The sequence below is a fragment of the Hippea sp. KM1 genome (assembly GCF_000526195.1).
In the GTDB taxonomy this organism is placed as follows: Bacteria; Campylobacterota_A; Desulfurellia; order Desulfurellales; family Hippeaceae; genus Hippea.
Genome location: NZ_JAFP01000001.1, coordinates 697,087 through 718,543, shown reverse-complemented (window position 1 = coordinate 718,543; position 21,457 = coordinate 697,087). Strand labels below are relative to the sequence as shown.

The following is a 21,457-nucleotide window of genomic DNA, read 5'->3' as shown; positions in this document are numbered from 1 at the left end:
TTAAATCTATTTAGCCCTTTTATCGATGACCCTCACAGCTTTACCCTGCGGCCTTTCCAGCGTGCCTTCAGGGACTATCTGTATATGGCAGTGGAAACCCAAAAAGTCGTAAAGCTCGTTGGAGAGTTTTTCAAGCTGCTCTGAGCTGAAGCCGTTTCTCCTTTCTGCCACAATCGTCATACTCCCCTTGCCCTTAACCTTCTCTATCACTATGTTGTAATAAGGTGAAAGCTGCTCATACTTCATCAAAATGCTCTCAATCTGGGAAGGATAGAAGTTAACACCCTTTACCTTGAGCATATCGTCCGTTCTGCCCTTGAGCCTATCCACCCTTAGATGCGTCCTGCCGCAGTCACAAACATCCCTTGAGATGATCCTGGTTATATCTCTGGTTCTGTATCTTAAAAGCGGCAAACCCTCCCTTGTCAGGGTTGTTATTACCATTTCACCCTCTTCCCCGTCGGGTAAAACCTCTCCGGTTTTTGGGTCTATTATCTCAACTATATAGTGATCCTCCCATATGTGAATACCATTTTTGGCCTCACAATCTATGCCCATACCCACGCCGCCTGTCTCGGTCATGCCTATTATGTCGTATGTATCCACACCCATTTCATCCTCTATCCTCTTCCTTAAACTGTCAGACCATACCTCAGCACCCAGGATGGCAACCCTAAGTCTGGTTTCTTTAAAATCAAAACCGATCTCTTTTGCCACCTCCATCAATCTCAAAGGGTACGAGGCGATTGCTGTAATCGTCGTCGTCCCAAGCTCCTTTATAAACTTAAGCTGCAGGCGGGTTCTTCCAGCGCCAATGGGTATAACAAAGGCGCCTATCCTCTCTGCTCCATAGTGAAAGCCGAATCCGCCGTTGAACAGACCAAAGGATGGCGTTATCTGAATCCTATCATCAGGCCCGACACCCGCCGCATAATAGCAGCGTGCCATTATCTCCTTCCACTGCTCTATATCGTTTCTTGTCATAACATTGATAACGGGCGTCCCGGTTGTGCCCGAACTCATGTGCATCCTCATCCATTCACCATCATCGACGCTGATATGCTCAAACGGATACGCCCTCCTGAGCTCATCCTTCTCAAGCAGGGGCAACCCCTTCAAATCATCCAGGCTCTTTATATCCTCAGGCTCTATGTCTTTATACTTTTCTTTGAAGACAGAGCTTGAATTCTTTATAAGCCTTAAGGTCTTCTTCAGCCTCTCAAGCTGGAGTTTTCTAATCTCCTCCTGCGGCAGAGTCTCCATCTCTTTGTTAAAAATCATATCAAACCCCTCTTAAAAGCCTCTATGTTTTTTTCGCCCTCCTTGAGCTTTTCAAGCACATTCAGGGCATCATCTTCTCTAAAGACATCCTGATAGCCTATGAATCTGGCAAGTAAGAATGAACCGACAAACCTAACATCACCCAAATCCCTCACTATACCCTCAACCGTATCCCTATCGGCCATTATGAGCCTTCCATCTCTTTTGAGAAAGGCCTGGCCGTAATCTGTGTAATCCTTGTTCATAACGAAGGAGAAATCGGCCTCGCCCTGCAATACAACACCGCTTAAGCCCTCGTCGATCTTCATTTGAATCTCAACAAGGCCGCCCTTTTTTGCCATACCGTGTATCTCACTGGATTTTACGGCCAATCCCCTGTTTATGGCCATTGATGCTATGGTTTTTGAAAGGGATATAGACCCCATTCCACCAACACCCAAAATAACAAGCTTCATTTCTTCACCTTTATAGCGTTGTAAGGGCATGAATAGATGCACTGCCCGCATTTTATACATGTGGACAGGTCGATAGTGACCTTCTTTGTATCCTCATCAAACAGAAGCGATGGACACTCAAACCTGTTTATGCAAATCTTACAACCGGTGCATTTGGCCTCATCAACATATACATCCTCAAATGCGGGGTTCAAAGAGAGCCCCTCTTTCGTATAGACGCACGGATGCCTAAATATCAAAACGGCCGGTTTGCTGTGGGTTTCTATGTATTGTTTGGCCTCTTTTAGGTCTGTCTTTAGGCCTTCTATATCGTATGCATCCCTAACCCTCAAAAACTCAACGCCCAACGACCTAACGGTTGATTCTATGGATATGGGGTTTGCTCCATCGAAAGCAGCGTTAAACGGATTTGCGGGCGTCGGTTGGTTGCCCGTCATGGCCGTGGTTGCATTATCTAAAATAACCAGGATGAATCTTGATTTGTTGTGCATTGCATCTATCAGCGGGGTTATACCTGAGTGGAAGAATGTCGAATCGCCTATTGTCGCCACTATGTATTTAAAATCACCGGCTATAGAGAATGCCTTATCAAAACCAAAGGCGAAGGAGACCGATGCCCCCATACAGTGAACCGTATCAACAGCCTTTAGATTCAACCCTAAGGTATAGCAGCCTATATCACCGGTATAGATGGCCTGGTTCTTAAAAACCTCCCTGATGGCAAAAAAGGCGCTCCTGTGGCCACATCCGGGGCATAACGAAGGCCTCTTGAAAGGGGGCTTTACAGCCACTGTGTTTTCTTTGAATTCTAAAACACCAAAATCCCTCAAAAGCCCCTTGATCACATCGATCGTTAACTCCCCCTCAGAAGGCACAAAGCCGTTCCACCTGCCCTTTATCCTTCTTCTGTCTATGATCTGATTCTCAATGACCGGATAACCCTCCTCAATCACCAACACATCGTTGTATCTATCCACATACTCCTGCAGCTTTAGCTCATCTATTGGAAAGGGCATGTCTATCTTCAAGATTCGAACCTTATCATGAAGGCCAAACTCCTCCACTATATCGCACAGATAGGCAAAACTAATACCGCTTGTTATCAAAAGCCTATTCCCATTATAGAAGATTCTAAACCCGGGCTTGCCCTTTATAGCCCTTATCTTGTTGTTAAGCTCCTTATGGAGCAAAAACCTGAAATGGGGGGTTGCAGCGAACCTATCCGTATTCTTCTTAAATTCAGGTTTTAGTTTTACATCCTCAATTCTGCCAACGGCTATATCCTCACGGGAGTGCGAAACCCTCGTTGTGGTTCTAAGCATTACAGGCAGGGAGTATTTTTTGCTTAAATCCACAGCCCTCTTTGCAAACTCATACGCCTCCTTGGGTGTTGATGGCTCCAATACGGGAATCTTGGCAAACTGAGCCAAAAACCTCGAATCCTGCTCCGTCTGGGATGAGTGAGGGCCAGGATCGTCTGCTACCACGACAACAAAGCCGCCAATGCTGCCCACAATAGCTGTATTCATGTATGGATCCATAGCAACATTCAAGCCAACCTGCTTCATAACCACGGCAACAGACAGGCCGCTGAAATTGGCGGCTGTGGCCTCCTCAAAGGCAGCCTTCTCATTAACCGACCATTCAAAATAACCGCCTATGCCGAACTGCTGTTTTATCTTAACGGCCGTGGGCAAAACCTCACTCGATGGTGTGCCTGGATAGGCGCTGATAAACCTAACGCCCGCTTCAATCAAACCAAAGGCTATCGCCTCATTGCCAGAAAGGAATAGTTTCATAGAAAAACCTCCGTTCAAGTCAAGCCAATTATCGCAAAACTGAATTTTTTTTCAAGCAATAATGTATTCAAAAACTTGACAAAACCTCTCATTTAAAATATTTTGTTTTCAAATGGATAAAGAGCTATTTGATAAAATCCAGCAGATAAAAGACGAGGAAAACATAACCGTTCTATATGTCGAGGACGATGATAGCATAAGGCTGGAAACCATCCAGCTTCTAAGCCACTTCTTCAATAACATAGAGGAAGCCAAAGACGGCTTAGAGGGGCTTGAGAAGTTTAAGAAGAATCGGCACGACATCGTAATAACAGACATCAACATGCCAAAAATGGACGGCATAACGATGGTCAAAAAGATTAAAGAGATAGACAGAAAGGTGCCCATACTCATCATAACCGCCTTCAACAACATGGAGTATCTCTTAGAAAGCATAAAGATAGGCGTCTATGGATACATAATAAAGCCCATAGACATTGACCAGCTTATGGATTCAGTCTATAGGGTCATAGAAAAAACCATTCTAAGGAAGGAAAGGGATAGGGCTATAGCCCTGCTTGAGCAATACAGGCACATAATAGATGAAAGCTTTACCGTTACAAAGACCGACCCCAAGGGCATCATAACATATGTAAACGAGAAGTTCTGCCAATCCAGCGGATACTCAAAAGAGGAGCTTCTGGGCAAGCCGCACAATATAGTAAGACACCCGGATATGCCGTCTGAGGCCTTTAAAGACCTATGGGATACCATACAATCCAAAAGGATATGGAAGGGGCTTGTAAAAAACAGAACAAAGGACGGCAAGGCCATCTATATGAGGGCCCACATAGCCCCCATACTTGACGAAAAAGGCAACATAAAAGAATACATAGCCGTAAGGGAGAATGTAACAGACCTCATCAACCCCAAAAAGGTCTTACAGGATAAGATAAACGAGTTGAAAAACCCGTTGCTGGTTCTGTGCAAAATCGAGGATTATGAGGATCTTGAAAACCTATACAGCCAGGAGATGCTTGAGCAATTGCAGGATAGATTCTTAGAAGAGGCGAAGAGGTTTACATTCAACGGATTCTCGTTTGACTTTTCATACAAGTTAGACAACGGCGAGTTTGCCTTCTTAAAGGAATATAGAATCTCTGAGGAGAACATAAATGAGTTTTTGGAAAACATAAAATACTTTCAAGAGTGGGTCAGAAACAGGCCGATAAAGATCGGTGAATACGAATACGAGATAGAGCTCCTTTTAAGCTTCACCCAGCAGAAGGAATACATGCTAAAAAACGCAACCTTAGGCATAAAGAAGGCCGAAAGGGAAAAGCTCGACATAGTCAAGGCAGACGGTCTATATCAGCAGATACAACAGAAGGCAAAAGACAACATAAAGATGCTAAAGACCATAAGGGATGCCATAAAACACAAAAGGATTGTTTCATACTATCAACCAATATTCAACAACAAGACGGGAAAGATAGAGAAATACGAATCCCTGGTCAGGCTTATCGACTCAAACGGCAACATACTAACGCCGTTTACATTCCTCAATATAGCCAAGATAGGCAAGTATTACAAACAGATAACCCACATAGTGATAGAAAACACCTTAAGCACCATAGAAAAGACCAAAAAAGAGGTCTCTATAAACCTATCATCCATAGATATAGAGGACAAAATCACAAGGGAAAAGCTAATCGTTAGATTGAGGGAAAATCCAGAGATAGCAAAGAGGCTCGTTATAGAGCTTTTGGAGGATGAGGGCATCCACCATGAGCATTTAGTAAAAAACTTCATAAAGAATATGAAAAAGGTCGGCGCCAAGATAGCCATAGACGATTTTGGCAGCGGCTATTCAAACTTCTCCAGGCTCATAGAATACGAACCGGATTACATAAAGATAGACGCATCGCTCATAAAAAACATAAAGGACAACAAAAGCAATTTAGACATTGTTGAGGCCATAAAGATGTTTGCAGATAGACAGGGGTATAAAACCATTGCCGAGTTTGTCTCAGATGAGGAGATATTCAAGATAGTAAAATCCTTGGGCATAGACTATTCGCAGGGGTTCTATATAGGCAAACCGCAACCCTCAATAGAGCAATGAAACGATTTTTAATAGCCCTCTTTATCATCCTTATAGCTCAACTATCCGCTGCAAAACCCATAAAGGTGAGGCTAAAGCTAAACTGGAAGTATCAATTCGAGTTTGCAGGATACATAGCCGCCAAGGAGAAGGGCTTTTATAAAGATGCAGGCCTGGATGTGGATATTATAGAATACGACCACGGTGCGGTGGTCGATGATGTCTTAAACGGGAAGGTTGAGTTCGGTGTTGCAGGCAGCGATATATTCACATCCATCATAAACAGAAAACCCATAGTTATTGTCGCAAACTTTTTTAAGAAATCACCATTGGTTTTGGCAGTTAAACCCTCCATACTTTTCCCCAAGCAGCTAAACAACAAGGTGTTGTATTGCGGCGGCACCGACATAACACTTACCAGCGTCGGACTTCTAATAAAGAAGTTCAACATACACTTCAAAAAGATCATCAAGAAGAAGGGCTCATACACAATAAAACCCTTTATCGATGGCAAGGTCGATGCGATACCCATATACATAACCAACCAGACATACATGCTCAACGAGTTAGGCATACCATACAACATCATCGACCCGTCCAATTACGGCATATTTGCATACTCAGGCAACCTCTTCACATCAAGGGAATTTTTAGAAAAACACCCAGACATAGTAAAGAGATTCACAGAGGCATCAATAAAGGGGTGGCAATACGCCCTTTCTCACAAAGACGAGATCGCACATATCATATACAACAAATACTCATCAAAAAAATCCCTAAAAGCCTTAATATTTGAGGCAAACATGATAGAGGATGTGATCATGCCCGATGTGTTTAGCTTAGGCTTTATAGACAAAAACATCATAAAGAAGATAACATCAAAGTTTGCAAAGATACTAAACAAAGAGCCACCGCTAAACATTGATGAATACATAAAAACACCGCATAAATCGGCCCTGTTTACCAAAAGGGAGATGGAGTTTATAAAAAAACACCCATCAATAACATACTGTATAAGGCCAAATCTAAGGCCTGTTGAATTCATAGACAAAGACGGCGGCGCAAAAGGCATATCCATAGAGTTGCTAAAGAAGATCTCAAACATCACACACATCAAATTCAAACTCTTAAAAACCCGCAACTTCAATGAATCGCTGAGGTTCTTCAGGGAGGGCAAATGTCAGCTTTTGCCCACTATGGGCAACAAAAAACTTCTAAAAAAACAGGCCATCTTCACCAAACCGTATGCAAAGCAGGAGCTATTCATCTTCTCAAAGAGCAATATAAGCTTTGTAAACTCCCTATGCGAGCTTAAAAACAAGATATTCTTAGAGGCAAAATACACATCCCCGACATTGATTATAAAGGAGCAGTGCCCGCAGATTACCATCAAGGAATTCAACACATTTGATGAGGTGTTTAAAAGGCTGGAGGAAGACCCCAATTACTTCTGCGTGATAAGCCCACTAATAGCAAGCTATTACATAAAGAGATACCGCCTAAAAAACATAAAGATCGTTGGAACAACAAACAGATATATAGAGATATCCATGGCAATAAACAAAAACCTGCCCACACTTGCAAGCATAATCAACAAGGCTCTATCCAAAATCGGAAAAAGCGGTATAGAGAAAATCAGCTCATACCAGCTTTCAAAACAATCCCAAGAGATATACAAAAAGCGCATAATTCAGATTGTTTCTATCTCGATTATAGTCATCCTGTTTCTATTCTGGGTAATAAGGGTATTTTACAGGAAAAACGAAGAGTTACTAAAGACAAAAAAGAGGCTTGAGGAATCGCTAAAGAACTTTGAGGCCATAATGGAGAACTCCATCCAGATGACAATACTCATCAAAACAGACGGAAGATGTCTGCAATTTAACGATATGGCGCTCCATTCGCTTAAATATTCAGAAAGCGAGTTAAAGGATAAGAACATATCAGACCTGGTGCCGCAAGGAGAAACAGAGAAGATCAAAGAGGCGATAGAAAACAGGGATACATTTGAACTAAACCTGATAAAAAAGGACAACACCATCTTGAACACGCTGGCCAAGGCCACAAGGATAAAGATAAAAAACGAAGAGATCACGCTCATCACAGCCGTCGATATAACACCTATAAAGAGGTTGCAACAACAGCTGAACAACCTAAATAGGCAGCTAAGCAAAAGGGTAAAGGAAGAAACAGAGAAAAACATAAAAAAAGACAGGATGATTATGCAACAATCCAAAGCAGCAGCATTGGGCGAGATGATGGGCATGATAGCCCATCAATGGAGGCAACCCATAAACGCCATATCGGCCACCGTTAACAACCTCTTAATACAGATTCAGATGGACAGGCTCGATAGCAAGACCCTGACAAATAAGCTGTCCAACATATTGCAGTACATTCAGCACCTAAACGCAACCATAGAGGACTTCAGGAATTTCTACAAACCTCAAACAGTCAAGGAACCAACGAACATTGATGAGCTTTTAGAAACGCTCCTAAAGATCGTCAAGGACCACTTTGTAAGCAAAAATATAACCATAAAGACCGATTTTAACTGCTCATGCATGATCAACCTATACGGCAACGAGCTAAAGCATGTCATACTAAACATACTAAACAACGCCCGGGATGTGCTAATTGAAAGAAACATAGAGAAACCGACCATAACAATAACCACCAGGGCCGAAGGCAACCATGCGGTTATAATCATTACAGACAACGGCGGCGGTATTGATGAGAATGTCATAGAACACATATTCGACGCCTATTTTACAACAAAGGGCAAAAAAGGGACGGGGCTTGGCCTTTATATGAGCAAAATCATTATAGAGGAGCACCTAAACGGCAGGATAGAGGCATACAACACAGAAGACGGCGCGGCATTCAAGATATACCTGCCTATGAAATAGACCTCCTGTATTCCTGCAGGAAGTTGTGGGCAAGTCTTGTTGGCTCAGGGAGCCTATAGCCATTCAAGCACATAAGCGTAAGCTTTAGGGCGCTCTGGGCTGTGATGTTGTTTCCCGGTGAGATAAAGATGGGGTTGGCGTTCTTCTTAGACTTCAATACATACCCCACAACCTCACCGTCTATCAAAACGGCATTGTATTCACCCACACTATCTGGCAGTTTGTATTCGCCTATCAGGTGGGATTTGGCACATCCCAAAGAGACAGCATCGCAAACGATGCCGAAGTGAGCAGCAATACCCATCCTTCTTGGGTGCATTATACCCATACCGTCGAGCATAAAAGCATCGACACCACGGGTGCATCTATTGTAAACACCAAGTATCAAGGGCAGTTCCCTGTAAGCCAAAAATGTGGGTATGTATGGAAAATCGACCCTGCCCTCATAGAAGAACACATCATCAACGCTTCTGTTAACAACATCCCATACAACTAAAGAGGCAATGCCAATGGTGGAGGCCTTCCATATATCCAGATAGGTTAGATCGATACCGGCCACATACCTAACCTTGTCTGGTTTAATTCTATCTTTAAGGTTTAGGCTCTTCAGCAGGGATAGCTGTTGAAGCTTAAGTTTCTCCAAATCCATTATTTTTTTACAATAACGACAACGGGATCTGAGAAGTTAAAGCCCTTGTTGGACTTCAAAGAGATCTCAACGGGCAACACATCGCCGTTATTACAAACACTGAAGACATCTATGTCGCCCAACTTCTCTATCTTGCCCAATGTTTCTGCCTTTGTGGCTATATCCCTAAGTTTAACGATCTGCCCAACCCTCAGATACTCAGTATCATCAACATCGACAAACGCCTTAACATAGAGGGTTTTGGGTTTATACAGATACGCTATTACCGTTGATGGAGAAACGCTATCGCCTACATGGACAACATCCTTTGCCACCACACCGTCAATGGGGCTTACAACCCTGGTGTATGAAAGCATAAGCTGGGATAGCTTTACATCCTTCTTTAGAACATCGATCTCGTTCTTTAAGCTCATATAGGCATAGCCGTTCGTATTGTTATCAAACCTCTTAAGCTCAAACGACATGCTATTCAGCCTGCTGAGCTTTTTGTCCACCTCGGCCTTATAGAGCGTATCATCGATTAGAGCGATCATCTGCCCCTTCTTGACCGTATCCCCCCGCCTAACATACATCTTAACAACCATACCCGACACATAGGAAGGGGAAACGCCGATAACCTCGGCAGAAACAAAGGCCCTTCTGATTGTCAGCTCTTTAAACTTCCTATAGACGCCCCTGTAAAATAATGGCACCGAAACAATCGCTATAATAGAGGCAAGAATCAGAAAGAAATCCAGCTTCTTATTCATATTCAAAAAACCGCCAATTAGATTCAGCAAATAATATAGCGATTAAGCACGATTTTTTCAAATCCTTAACACCTTGGCCAAAACAACGCCAAACAGTATAACATTCCACAACAAGAACAACCATAAAAGCAGCGACGGCACTATTGCAACAGCACCATAAACCTTATTATAAGAAAACACAGAAAAATAGGCCGATAGGGCTCCTTTAAGCAGAAAAACAGCCACCGTTGTTATAAACGATGCGACCAATACATTCAAAAACCTCAAATCCTTGGGCTTTGTAATATAAAACAGGGCAAATAGGAAGATAAACCATATAAGAAAAGGCAAAAGCTTAACATAAGCAGCATCGGCTATCTTAGGCATAAAAAGCGGTATAACAATCCTCAAAGCCACGGCGATTGTAATGACAACGCCCACACCGATAATACCCAACAGAACAAAGCCAAAGGTTTTCAGGATATTGAGCTTATCCCTTGTCTGCAATATATACCTTATAGCCTTAAAGAAACCCAAAACCAAGCTCATCATGGATAAGGAGAAGATGATGGAGTTTATCAGCTCCATGGAGGACAACTTACTCAAAAACACATCAAAATAGACACTGACCTTATCCGCATAGGCCGGCACTATATTGACAATCGCCTTTTTGAAGTAAGGGATCTTCTTATCGACAAAGGGCAGATGGGATAGCACAAACAAGGAAAAATAGACAAAAGGCACTATGTTTAGAACGGTAAGATAGGTCAAAAAAGCGCTCCACAACAGCACCTGCCTCTCTTTGTAAATGCGGAGCGCCTCCTTGATGTTAAAAAACGACATTCAGGAATCTTTCCAGGCGTCTTATGGTTTCATCTTTGCCCAAAACCATAAGCATTTCGTATATACCAGGCCCAATACCCCTGCCCGTTAGGGCTATCCTCACAGGCTGGGCAAGCTTGACCATCTTTATATCGAACCTCTTAAGCACATCCTCAAAAATACCCTCAAGCGCCTGCTCAGAGGAAAAATCCGCATCCTTTAGCTTCTCCAACAGAAGGGCTAAATATTCCTTTGTGCTTGCCTTTACATACTTCTTTATTGCTTTTTTATCGTAATCCTCAGGCGGTTTGCAATAGAACCTAATCTCATCGGCAAGCTCAACAAGTGTTTGCGCTTTGGTCTGCCTTGTCTTTATGGCCTCAATCAAATAGCCATCATCAAAGCTTAAGCAGGCCTCATCCAAAAACGGCCTTAAATACCCAAGGAGTTTATCAGGCGGCATCATCTTCATATGCTCAAAGTTTACCCAGATGAGCTTATCGGGATTGAAGACGGCAGCAGACTTATTGAGCCTGTCAAGGGAAAAATATCTAATCATCTCATCGAAGCTAAATATCTCCTTATCGCCGTATGAAAAACCCAGCCTCAGTAGGTAATTAACCAAGGCCACAGGCAGAATACCCATTTGCCTGTATTCCAAAACGCTTTTTGCACCGTGCCGCTTTGACAATCTCGTTTTATCCTCACCCAAAATCATCGGAACATGGGCATACTCAGGAGGCTTTTTACCAAAAAGCCGATAAAGGACAATCTGCTTTGCCGTATTCGTCAAATGGTCATCGCCCCTTATTACATGCGTTATGCCGCACTCTATATCATCCACCACATTCGTGAAGTTATACATAAACGAACCGTCGGACCGCCTTATGATAAAATCATCAAACTCCTTATAAGAGAAGTGCATATCGCCGTGGAGATGGTCAAAAAAATCTATATCCTCCTCAGGCAGCTTAATCCTAACCACATACGGCTTATCTTTAGGGTAATCCTTCAGGTTTCTGCAGTGGCCATCGTAATGCGGATTCTCACCCCTCTTCAGCTGCTCCTCCTTTAGCTTTTCAAGCCTCTCTTTGGAGCAATAACACCTATAGGCCTTACCCTCTTTTATGAGTTTGTCTAAGTATCTTTCGTATATCTCGTTCCTCTCGCTCTGATAGCATATCTCATCCCACTCTATATTGCACCACTTAAGCCCCTCTAAGATGGCCTGGGTAAACTCCTCCCTTGAGCGCTCCTTGTCCGTATCCTCAATCCTCAGAATAAACTCGCCACTATTGGCCTTTGCAAACAGATAATTAAAGATCGCCGTCCTCAGGCCGCCTATGTGCAGATGACCCGTTGGAGATGGAGCAAAGCGTGTTCTAACCATCTATTGACTCCCCTTCTTCTGATTTGGATATATGGTAACCTCAACCCTCTTTGTCTTGTTATCCGACTGAGACACAACATAATCCCTATCGAGATAATAAACAACCCTATCTGAAGTTATGTTGTTTTTTCCCGAGATCACCTTAGCATGACCAATTAAGACCACCTTGGAATCGGATGCCGTATATATGGCCTTATCGCCCATGGCCTTCTTATCCTGCTTCGTTATAACGACATGTCCAATACACACAACCTTGCCGATATCGCCGGTTTTTTTATCCTTATAGACCTCCATTCTATCCGATGTTAACCTAACATCACCCCTTGTTGCAATTACATTACCCTCAAAGATATAGAGCCCCTTTTTATCAAAAGCCGTAAGCTTATCGGCCGTTATGTGGAGCGGCTGGTTGCCTTTTTTTATGTATTCCTTAGGATTGACGGCTGAAGCCTTAAGGCTCACCATTAAAATGGCCAAAACCACAAGAATCCTTTTAACCATAAATCTTCTCCAACTCCTCTTTTATCATTGCCAAAGCCCTTCTTCTGTGTGATATGGCGTTTTTCTGATCCTGGCTCATCTGGGCAAATGTCATATCATAACCATCAGGCACAAAGATCGGATCATAGCCAAAACCGTTATCGCCTATAGGTTTATCTATTATCACACCGTAAACATAACCCTCCTTCTGGATTATGCACCCCCCCACGATGAGACTCATGCAGCAGCTAAACCGGGCCCTCCTGTCAACCTCACCCTTTAGCCTCTCAAGGAGCTTTTTTATGTTATCCTCATCGAGCCCGCTTGAGGAGTACCGCGAGGAGTAAACCCCCGGCTCTCCGCCCAACGAAAACACCTCAAGGCCAGAATCATCGGCCAATACGGGATATTGGCTAAATTCGGCCAGGGCTTTAGCCTTTATGAGCGAGTTCTCACAGAATGTCTTGCCGTCTTCAGAAGGATTGAACCCCTCCACAACATCAGAGGCCGACAGAACCTTAAAACCCTCAAGGATCTGTCTTATCTCTTTAAGCTTGTGCTTGTTGTTTGTCGCCACAACAATAACTCTATCGCTTTGCAAAGGCATTCTCCCAATCCTTCAAAAACCTCTCAAGACCTATATCGGTTAAGGGGTGATTGAACAGCTTATCCATAACATCGGGCGGTATGGTGGCTATATCAACACCCATCTTGGCAACCCCTATTACATGTAAAGGATGCCTGATGCTTGCAGCTATAATCTCGCACTCAAAGTCGTAATTATCAAGAATTGCCCTAATCTGTGCCACCATATCAAGCCCATCGGTCGATATATCATCAAGCCTGCCAATAAATGGGCTTACATACCTCGCACCGGCCTTGGCAGCAAGCAACGCCTGGGCAGGTGAAAAGACAAGGGTCATGTTAACCCTTATGCCCTTCGATGCAAGTTGATGTGTGGCCTTTATACCCTCCCTTGTCATCGGTATCTTTATTACGATGTTTTCATGTATTGCTGCAAGCTCCCTGGCCTCCTCGATCATGCCGACGGCCTCTGTTGAGACGACCTCAGCCGATATGGGCCCATCGACGATCTCTGTTATCTGGCTTATTACCTCCTTGAAGTCCCTGCCCTCTTTGGCAATGAGACTCGGGTTTGTTGTAATGCCGTCCACAAGCCCCATCTCGGCAAAATACCTTATCCTTTCCACATTTGCAGTATCCAAAAAGAACTTCATCCTGCCTCCCCCAACGAATCAAGAATATTCTTGTCCAATCCAAGAAGAAACATTACGCTTATTATAACCTCTGCATCACCGACATTATGCTCAAAAAAACCACCCACCAAAAAGGCAATAAAGCCCATCGTCAGGCCTATAGCAACCCCTCGGTAAAAATCACTATCCGTTTTTCTTATAAAAACAACATTCCTATACAGCACATAGCCCCATAAATAAAGCCACACAACAAGACCCACAACGCCCCACTTAAGCAAAATTTGCAGATATTCGTTGTGAACAGAACTATACACATAAGGCATAATATCCTTTTTATGGGGAAAAGCCATTCTAACCCTTTTTATCATATAAGGTTTAACATAATGAAACAGATTACCGCTTCCGCAACCTATGAGCTTGTTCTTTATGTTATAATCCTTATACAAATCAATCCCCGCCTGCCAGAGGGCTATCCTATTTATAGCCGATTCGCTCTTGCTGTAATGAATTACAGCCTGAAAGCTATTATGAACTGGCTTAATAAAGAAGTAAGAAAGCACAGAGACGGTTAGAATAGTCAAGACTATTGCCCTAAACGATTTGGATCTAAAATATATAAAAGGGGAAAGAAGCAGGGCAACCAAAAAACCCAGCCAATATGTGCGCTTCAGAGTAAGCAGCAACGCAACAAAAAGAAGAAAAGACACAAGTAAATAGTAAAACCTCAATTTAACATCCTTCTCGAATACAGAAACAGAGATAAACAAAAGAGAAATAGGAGCCAGTATTCCCGCTGTTGTCAGAGAGTTGCTAAATAACCCTATGTCGACATAATAATGAGGTTTTTTAAAAAAGTGTATATTCATAAAATCGCTTAAGTGGGCATGATTTATTTTTATCCCCGTAAAAGCCTGAAAGATGACGGCAAATGCGCTAACTATGGCAGCAATACCCAGCAATATCAACACCAACCTTATCTTCTTTCTATCGACCCTCGATGAGATAAAATACGGCAAAAAGTGCCACAGATAGTGTGCATTGTTTAGGCTATGAATGGGTCTATACGACAGAATAGACGATACAAACCCGACACCCGAAACACCCAACACCCTGTAATCTATATCCGAAAGCCTTAGCCTTTTGTAAGATAATATCAAACCCAACAGACCGACGCCTATGGCAACATTATCCAAGGCTATGGATGTGGGCGTTGACAAACTCAAAAGAACAACAGCAATGGTTAAAAAAATCATCTCTTACCATACTCCTTTTTGCATTGCTCTGAACAAAAATAGACCACACCACCTGTTAGTTTTATCTTCTTGACGGCCTCGGATTTTGGCAAATACACACCGCAGTTTGCACACTTCACAAGCTGCTCAGGCCGATTATTTCTGTTGTTATTCTGTTTTGCTTTATCCCTTGGCGGAAATATAGCATCGAGTATATTATCAACACGCTTTTTAAACGAATATATCGTCACAAACAAAAAAAGCAGAAAGAGAAAAAATAAAATCTTAAGCATCAGCTCAACAGACCGTTAACTATAAACTCCGCAGCCTCATCCTCTGTTAAACCCTTTGCCATAAGGGTTTCAAGCTGCGCCTGGTTAATTCTACCCACACTGGCCTCATGGGTCAGCTCAGCCTTATCGTTTAAAACCTTCAGAAGCGGCAGGGTTGAAACCTCAACCTCGTTGCCCTTCACTATCTCATTACACTCTATATGACCCCTTGCATGGGCAGCATTACCGTAAGCCTCATTCACAACATGGGCCTTTGTTCTATCCGTTGCAAATATGGTGGATGCAGCGATACCGGAGGAATACTCACCGTTTAGCCGTAAAACCTCTCTTATGTCGATTATATCATCCTCCCTGCCGTATATCTTGCTTTCTAAGTTGGCTTTCGCATTCTTCAGAAGCTCTATATCCATAACCACATTGATCCTTCCGACCCTCGTTTTGGTCTCATAGAACTTGCTTGCAAAGTAAGAATTCTCATCGACCTTCATCTTTGTTATCGTCTCAACAAACACACCGCCGTTTTCATCGTGAAAGTGCTCATCCTCATAGACAACAAAGGAGTTTTTACCTATATACATGTCGCTCTCCATATAGTGGTGCAGCTTTTCCACCTTTGTAAGTATGCAATGCGACTTAAACTTCACCTTAACATTGTCGCCTATTATATAGTTAAACTTCAATATCTGCTCACCCCTCTTTTTCAGAAAGCCCGTGCAGAGGTGAACAGGCACAGGGATTATCGTGTTATCTTCTATTTCCACATCTATCATCACAAGTCCGTCGGCCCTCTCCTTCGATGTAATCCTCATGCCCTTGACGCTGTTTAGGCCCACAACCTTATTGCCACTGACTATTATCGTTGCAACACCAGGGCTTCTTAGGCTTTTATCATTTGTATTCTTCTCATACATCTCAACAAGCTGCTCAAACTCCTTCTCGTATCCCTTAACTATATCCATTCTAATCTTCCTCCAGATAGTTTATGTGGCCGCATGTATCGCAGGTTTTCTCATAGTACTCCACTATCTTTTCACTTGAGCCTTCCAAAAAAACCTTACCAGCGCATATAAGATAAGAATAGGAGCAACTCAAGGCTATCTCCTTTCTGTGGGTTATAACAATAACGGCGCTCCCCATCTCTTTAAAGCGATTTATGACCTTTATTATCATATCCAGGCTCATTATATCGATACCGCTATCCGGTTCATCCATTATTATATACCTTGGCTTTAAAAGCAGGCAGCTTGCAAGTTCAACCTTCTTTCTCTCACCCCCGGATAACTTCTTATCCACAAAGCGCTTTAGGTATTTATTGGGCTCAAGATTAACAAACTCCAATGCCTCTTCTATCTCCTTTTTTGGTATATTCCGATTGAGCTTTAGATAGTTTTCAACCGTTATACCCTCAAACCTTGCAGGCTCCTGCCACAGAAGCGATATACCCCTTTTTGCCCTTTCTGTGACATCCAGCGCGGTTATATCCTCACCATCAAGTACAATCCTACCCTCATTCGGTTTATAATCAGAAAGCCCCATAATGATATAACCTATTGTTGATTTACCAACGCCGTTATTACCCACTATACCGTAAACCTTGCCCTCTTCAAACTCCATGTTTATGCCTTTGATGATCTCGTTTGAATTCTTGGAATACTTTATATTCTCAAGCTTAAGCATCTTACCTCCCATACAAAGAGTTGACTAAATAATAACGCTTTATACCTCAAGGTCAAGCTTTTTGAGCTTCTCTATTTCGTCTCTGTATTTTATAGCAGACTCAAAATCCATCTTCTTAACCGCATCCTTAAGAAGCCTTTGAAGCTGTTTTATCCTTTTGGGTATATCCTTAGGCTTTAGCTGAAGATCAAACCCCTCCAGCGTATCCATGTAATCCAGATTGCACATCTGAAGCATCTTGTTATCCTTGGATTTTACTATGGTTTTGGGCTCTATGCCGTGTTTTTTGTTGTATTCTGCCTGAATCCTGCGCCTTCTTTCTATCTCATCAATGGCTTTCTTCATCGAGTCGGTCATTTTGTTGGCATAGAATATCACTTTGGATTCTGCATTCCTGGCCGCCCTTCCGGATGTCTGAATCAGGCTTGTGGTTGAACGCAAAAAACCCTCCTTATCAGCATCCAGTATAGCCACGAGGTTTACCTCTGGTATATCAAGCCCCTCCCTCAACAGGTTAACGCCGATGATGCAATCGAATTTATCATTCCTTAAATCGCTTATGATCTTTGCCCGCTCTATGGCGTTTAGTTCAGAATGCATATATTTCGTTTTTAATCCCAATTCATTGTAATACTCACTCAGATCCTCAGCCATCCTCTTGCTCAGCGTGGTTATCAGAACCTTGCCACCCTTTTCAGTTGCCTTTTTTATTTCAGAGTATAGATCATCCACGGCATTATCCATAGGTCTTACCTCAACGGGCGGTTCCATAAGCCCCGTTGGCCTTATGATCTGCTCAACAACAACCCCATTGGATAGATTAATCTCAAATTCATCAGGGGTTGCAGAAACAAAGATAACCTGATCCCATCTCTCCATGAGTTCCTCAAACCTAAGCGGCCTGTTGTCCAATGCAGAAGGAAGCCTAAACCCGTAATCCACAAGCGTCTTTTTCCTGGAATAATCCCCCCTATACATGCCCTTTAGCTGCGGAAGCGTCACATGGGATTCGTCTATTATAACCAAAAAACCATCCCCGAAGTAATCTATCAATGTCCCTGGCGGTTCACCGGGTTTTCGGTTTGAGAAGTGTCTGGAGTAATTCTCAATGCCTGCGCATGTACCTGTCTGCTCTATCATCTCAAGGTCAAAGTTCGTTCTCTCTTCAATCCTTTGGGCCTCAAGTAGCTTACCCCTGCTTTTGAAGTATTCAACCCTCTCCTTTAGCTCTTCCTTAATCGATTTTATGGCCCTCTCCTTCTTCTCCTTTGTCGTAATAAAGAAATTGGCAGGAAATATAGCAACAGATTCCCTCTCCTCAACAACCCTGTTGGTAAGGGGGTCAAACATAACAATTCTATCCACCTCATCGTCAAACAACTCTATCCTTATGGCCAGATTCCTCATATAAGATGGATATATATCAATAACATCCCCCCTAACCCTGAATGTGCCACGCTCAAAGTTTATATCGTTCCTTGTATATAAAAGCTCAACAAAAGTCGAAAGTATATCCTTTCTTGAGAGCTTATCACCCACATTGATATAAAATGCAAGCTTCGAATAATCCTCCTTCTCGCCCGCTCCGTATATACAGGAAACGCTCGCCACGACAATCACATCCCTGCGGGTCAAAAGGCTCATTACGGTTTTTTGCTTAAGCCTGTCTATCTCGTCGTTTATGGATGAATCTTTGGCTATATAGGTATCCGTTCGGGGAATATAGGCCTCTGGTTGATAGTAATCGTAATAGCTAATAAAATATTCAACGGCGTTCTCTGGAAAGAACGCAGAGAATTCATTGTAAAGCTGAGCAGCCAGCGTTTTGTTGTGGGATATTACCAAAACAGGCTTGTCGATCCGGGCTATGACATTTGCAATGGTAAATGTCTTGCCACTGCCTGTAACACCCAATAAGACTTGATACTTAACACCCCTCTTGAGGTTGTTTACCAGCTCCTCTATAACCCTGGGTTGATCGCCTGCAGGCTCATAATCGCTCTTTAGCTTGAATATCCCCATTTAGCCGTAATTTTTTCGCCTGAAAAGATCGGTTCTTTTTGAGATGATTCTATCTATAAACAAAATACCGTCTAAATGGTCTATCTCGTGTTGAATAACCACAGCCTCAAAGCCCTCTGTGTCGAATTGGTGCTCCTTACCGTCTAAATCCCAGTATTTTACAGTAATCTTCCTCGCCCTGTTGACATTACCCGTATAATCCGGCACGCTTAAGCACCCTTCTCTCGTTTTTATTATGCTGCTCCAATCTAAAATCTCGGGGTTTATCATAACAAGCTCGCCGTGATTTATCTTCTGCCCCTTTTTATTCTTCGATGCATCAACGGCTATAATCCTCACAAGTTCACCTATCTGGGGGGCAGCTATACCGACTGTATGGTTGTAATAGCGCATGGTTTCCAATAGATCCTTAGCAACCTTGAGCGTTTTTTCATCTATATTCCTAATCTCATCACATACGGTCTTCAATCTCTGATCAGGGTAAATCACTATATCTCTAACAGGCATAGGCTCTCCTAAAGCTCATAGGTTTCGACTTTTCTAATGGAGTAATCGACATTGATCTTCTTGCACGCCCTATCGAGTATCCCTCTAAAGGCAGACTCATCCATCCCTTTGGGCAGATCCACATCCAAAATCATCACATACATGGGGGGCTCACCCTTTGTCAGCCTGGTTCTTAAGTCGAGTATGTTTATGCCGTTATCTGCAAAGGCCTTGGAAATCCCATAAACAATGCCCACCCTATCTGTGCCATAAACCGACACGCTGTATAGGTTCTCAGGCTCCCTTGTTGTGGCTTCATCCTTATCTATCCTTCTTAGGGAAATACTCAATTCTAAATCCTTCCTTGCTTTTGCAAAGGCCTTTTTTAGCTCAAGCACGCCGTAATTGGTATCTGACGATATTATTAGCGTCATGGTAAACTGATCCCCAAGCAGCGTGGAGATGGAATCCTCAATCGATATACCCTTATTGAACAGAACCTCAGAAACAGCAGCCACTATACCAGGTTTATCCCTTCCTATAACCGTAAGGGCATAAAAATACTTACCCATTCTTCACCCCCTTTTTGTTCTAACGGGCAATTTTATATCTATGGGAAAAATAATTCAAATAAAAAAGGCCGGACAAGCCGGCCAACCTTGTTTAGGAGGACAGCGTCCTTAGAAGGTATAGCTTAGCTGGAATGCAAAAGTATCCTGGTGCATTTTGATTTTCGTCTCAGGACCATACATCATTAGATTTTGCACGGATGTATTTTTATGGCTCTGTTTATGCTCAAATGCATGTGCATAGGCAAATGAGGCCTCCAGATTCTTTGTAAAGCTATAACTCAAACCCGCTGTTAGGTGTGTTTCCACAATAGCCGGAGCAACTATGTTAGCATTCAAATCATCATCTTTGATTGGGCTCTTTGCATAGTTAAAACCAGCCCTAAGTGTTAAAGCCCTTGTTGCTTGATATTCGGCACCAAAGGCAAATACCCATTGATTATGCCAATGGAAATTCCAGGTTGGCTGACCCATGCCAGTTGTATCAACTTCATTCATAACCTTATGGTAATTAATCCATCTAACATCAGCCTCAAGTCTAAGGGGCTCAATTGGCCTGAAGTTAACACCTAAAGCGATCTGCTGCGGCATATTCAATCTCATTTTAACCTTATTACTGTTAATCATCATGCCTGCGGCTGTTGTAGGACTTGGTTTTGTAACATTCCATTCAAGCTTTTGCATCCATCTTTCAGATTTATAAACAAGACCCAGTTGAATCATATCGTTTAATTTATAAACAACACCAAGATCAAAACCCAAGCCATATGCGTTTGTTGTATCCAAGGAAGCACTGGAGTTATCTGAAAAACCATACTCCAAACCCATAGCTTGATAAACAAATACAGGAGCAAAACCTATAGACAACTGATCATTGAACCTATATGCACCACCAATAGACATCTCCATCATCTGCATGTTAGAGTATGCTTTCTTAAGCCTTCCAGTGCCAGTTAAATTATTATTACTCCAATCAACACCCATACCGGAGATACCATACATACCTATACCAAAAACAAAGTGGGGTGTGCCGCAATTACAACCCATAGGATTGTAGGCAAAACCAGCTGAAGGTATCATAAATATGTTGGAATCGCTTTTGTGGCCGTTCATTTTCCTTGGGGGCGTAAATATTGCTCCACCAACATCAAATGTCGTATTCCTCAACCAGGCAATACCTGCAGGGTTCTGGATGATCGTTGATGCATCCTGCGGATTTGCAACAACTGCACCTGCCATACCCAAAGACTTAGCGCCTGTTGCTATCATGTAATATCCATTTGTAGCATGAGACATATTGGCCGCACCAAAAACCAAACCAGCAGCTATTGCTGCACTAAAAAGCCTCTTCCTCAAAGACATAAC

General features: G+C 42.8%; 20 protein-coding genes. 2 read left to right on the top strand and 18 right to left on the bottom strand.

Annotated elements, in window-relative coordinates:
* Nucleotides 1-6: 6 nt before the first annotated feature.
* The 3 genes from D891_RS0103640 to D891_RS0103630 are packed head-to-tail and all read right to left on the bottom strand — an operon-like array spanning nt 7 to nt 3,535.
* Entirely contained in the window at nt 7-1,281 is a 1,275-nt protein-coding gene (locus D891_RS0103640; RefSeq protein ID WP_029951973.1) for a phenylacetate--CoA ligase family protein, read from the bottom strand.
* Nucleotides 1,278-1,736: a 2-oxoacid:acceptor oxidoreductase family protein gene (locus D891_RS09440; RefSeq protein WP_025209676.1), complete on the bottom strand. Its 459-nt coding sequence runs from the start codon at nt 1,734-1,736 to the stop codon at nt 1,278-1,280. The genes D891_RS0103640 and D891_RS09440 overlap by 4 nt, the downstream gene beginning before the upstream one ends.
* Nucleotides 1,733-3,535: a thiamine pyrophosphate-dependent enzyme gene (locus tag D891_RS0103630; RefSeq protein WP_025209675.1), complete on the bottom strand. Its 1,803-nt coding sequence runs from the start codon at nt 3,533-3,535 to the stop codon at nt 1,733-1,735. Before D891_RS0103630 ends, D891_RS09440 begins: the two co-directional genes overlap by 4 nt.
* A 112-nt stretch (nt 3,536-3,647) precedes the next feature.
* On the opposite strand from D891_RS0103630, the gene D891_RS09145 reads away from it, so the two are divergent.
* Together D891_RS09145 and D891_RS0103620 are read left to right on the top strand one after the other, a co-directional pair.
* Nucleotides 3,648-5,639 carry an EAL domain-containing protein gene (locus D891_RS09145; RefSeq protein ID WP_025209674.1) on the top strand — a complete coding sequence of 664 codons (1,992 nt, stop codon included), beginning with the start codon at nt 3,648-3,650 and terminating at the stop codon, nt 5,637-5,639.
* Complete coding sequence (locus D891_RS0103620) at nt 5,636-8,527, top strand: ABC transporter substrate-binding protein (RefSeq protein ID WP_025209673.1); 2,892 nt, start codon at nt 5,636-5,638, stop codon at nt 8,525-8,527. Before D891_RS09145 ends, D891_RS0103620 begins: the two co-directional genes overlap by 4 nt.
* Here D891_RS0103620 and D891_RS0103615 read toward each other — a convergent pair.
* The 15 genes from D891_RS0103615 to D891_RS0103545 all read right to left on the bottom strand — a co-directional run bounded on the left by D891_RS0103615 (nt 8,517) and on the right by D891_RS0103545 (nt 21,454).
* Nucleotides 8,517-9,176, bottom strand: a complete 660-nt coding sequence (locus tag D891_RS0103615; RefSeq protein WP_025209672.1) for an endonuclease V — start codon at nt 9,174-9,176, stop codon at nt 8,517-8,519. The two genes, D891_RS0103620 and D891_RS0103615, sit on opposite strands and share 11 nt — an antisense overlap.
* Nucleotides 9,176-9,925, bottom strand: a complete 750-nt coding sequence (locus D891_RS0103610) for an efflux RND transporter periplasmic adaptor subunit (RefSeq protein ID WP_025209671.1) — start codon at nt 9,923-9,925, stop codon at nt 9,176-9,178. The genes D891_RS0103615 and D891_RS0103610 overlap by 1 nt, the downstream gene beginning before the upstream one ends.
* Before the next feature lie 57 nt (nt 9,926-9,982).
* Nucleotides 9,983-10,747 (bottom strand): YhjD/YihY/BrkB family envelope integrity protein, encoded by a 765-nt coding sequence (locus tag D891_RS0103605; RefSeq protein WP_025209670.1) that lies wholly within the window; start codon nt 10,745-10,747, stop codon nt 9,983-9,985.
* A complete protein-coding gene (gene gltX / locus D891_RS0103600; protein ID WP_025209669.1) occupies nt 10,734-12,116 on the bottom strand; it encodes a glutamate--tRNA ligase in 1,383 nt (460 codons plus the stop codon). The genes D891_RS0103605 and gltX overlap by 14 nt, the downstream gene beginning before the upstream one ends.
* Nucleotides 12,117-12,617: a lipopolysaccharide transport periplasmic protein LptA gene (gene lptA, locus D891_RS0103595; protein WP_025209668.1), complete on the bottom strand. Its 501-nt coding sequence runs from the start codon at nt 12,615-12,617 to the stop codon at nt 12,117-12,119.
* Entirely contained in the window at nt 12,610-13,197 is a 588-nt protein-coding gene (gene rdgB, locus D891_RS0103590) for an RdgB/HAM1 family non-canonical purine NTP pyrophosphatase (RefSeq protein WP_198014779.1), read from the bottom strand. Before rdgB ends, lptA begins: the two co-directional genes overlap by 8 nt.
* On the bottom strand, nt 13,184-13,834 hold the full coding sequence (gene fsa, locus D891_RS0103585; RefSeq protein ID WP_025209666.1) for a fructose-6-phosphate aldolase: 651 nt from the start codon (nt 13,832-13,834) through the stop codon (nt 13,184-13,186). Before fsa ends, rdgB begins: the two co-directional genes overlap by 14 nt.
* Nucleotides 13,831-15,066, bottom strand: a complete 1,236-nt coding sequence (locus D891_RS0103580; protein ID WP_025209665.1) for an O-antigen ligase family protein — start codon at nt 15,064-15,066, stop codon at nt 13,831-13,833. Before D891_RS0103580 ends, fsa begins: the two co-directional genes overlap by 4 nt.
* Nucleotides 15,063-15,338 (bottom strand): PP0621 family protein, encoded by a 276-nt coding sequence (locus D891_RS0103575; protein ID WP_025209664.1) that lies wholly within the window; start codon nt 15,336-15,338, stop codon nt 15,063-15,065. Before D891_RS0103575 ends, D891_RS0103580 begins: the two co-directional genes overlap by 4 nt.
* Nucleotides 15,338-16,297 carry a SufB/SufD family protein gene (locus D891_RS0103570; RefSeq protein WP_025209663.1) on the bottom strand — a complete coding sequence of 320 codons (960 nt, stop codon included), beginning with the start codon at nt 16,295-16,297 and terminating at the stop codon, nt 15,338-15,340. The genes D891_RS0103575 and D891_RS0103570 overlap by 1 nt, the downstream gene beginning before the upstream one ends.
* 1 nt (nt 16,298) lies before the next feature.
* On the bottom strand, nt 16,299-17,015 hold the full coding sequence (locus D891_RS0103565) for an ATP-binding cassette domain-containing protein (protein ID WP_025209662.1): 717 nt from the start codon (nt 17,013-17,015) through the stop codon (nt 16,299-16,301).
* Nucleotides 17,016-17,054: 39 nt separating this feature from the next.
* On the bottom strand, nt 17,055-19,037 hold the full coding sequence (gene uvrB / locus D891_RS0103560) for an excinuclease ABC subunit UvrB (RefSeq protein WP_025209661.1): 1,983 nt from the start codon (nt 19,035-19,037) through the stop codon (nt 17,055-17,057).
* Complete coding sequence (gene def, locus D891_RS0103555) at nt 19,038-19,544, bottom strand: peptide deformylase (RefSeq protein WP_025209660.1); 507 nt, start codon at nt 19,542-19,544, stop codon at nt 19,038-19,040.
* Nucleotides 19,545-19,552: 8 nt separating this feature from the next.
* Nucleotides 19,553-20,095, bottom strand: a complete 543-nt coding sequence (locus tag D891_RS0103550; protein WP_025209659.1) for a glycine cleavage system protein R — start codon at nt 20,093-20,095, stop codon at nt 19,553-19,555.
* A 108-nt stretch (nt 20,096-20,203) separates the two neighbouring features.
* On the bottom strand, nt 20,204-21,454 hold the full coding sequence (locus D891_RS0103545) for an OmpP1/FadL family transporter (protein WP_025209658.1): 1,251 nt from the start codon (nt 21,452-21,454) through the stop codon (nt 20,204-20,206).
* Nucleotides 21,455-21,457: the final 3 nt, after the last annotated feature.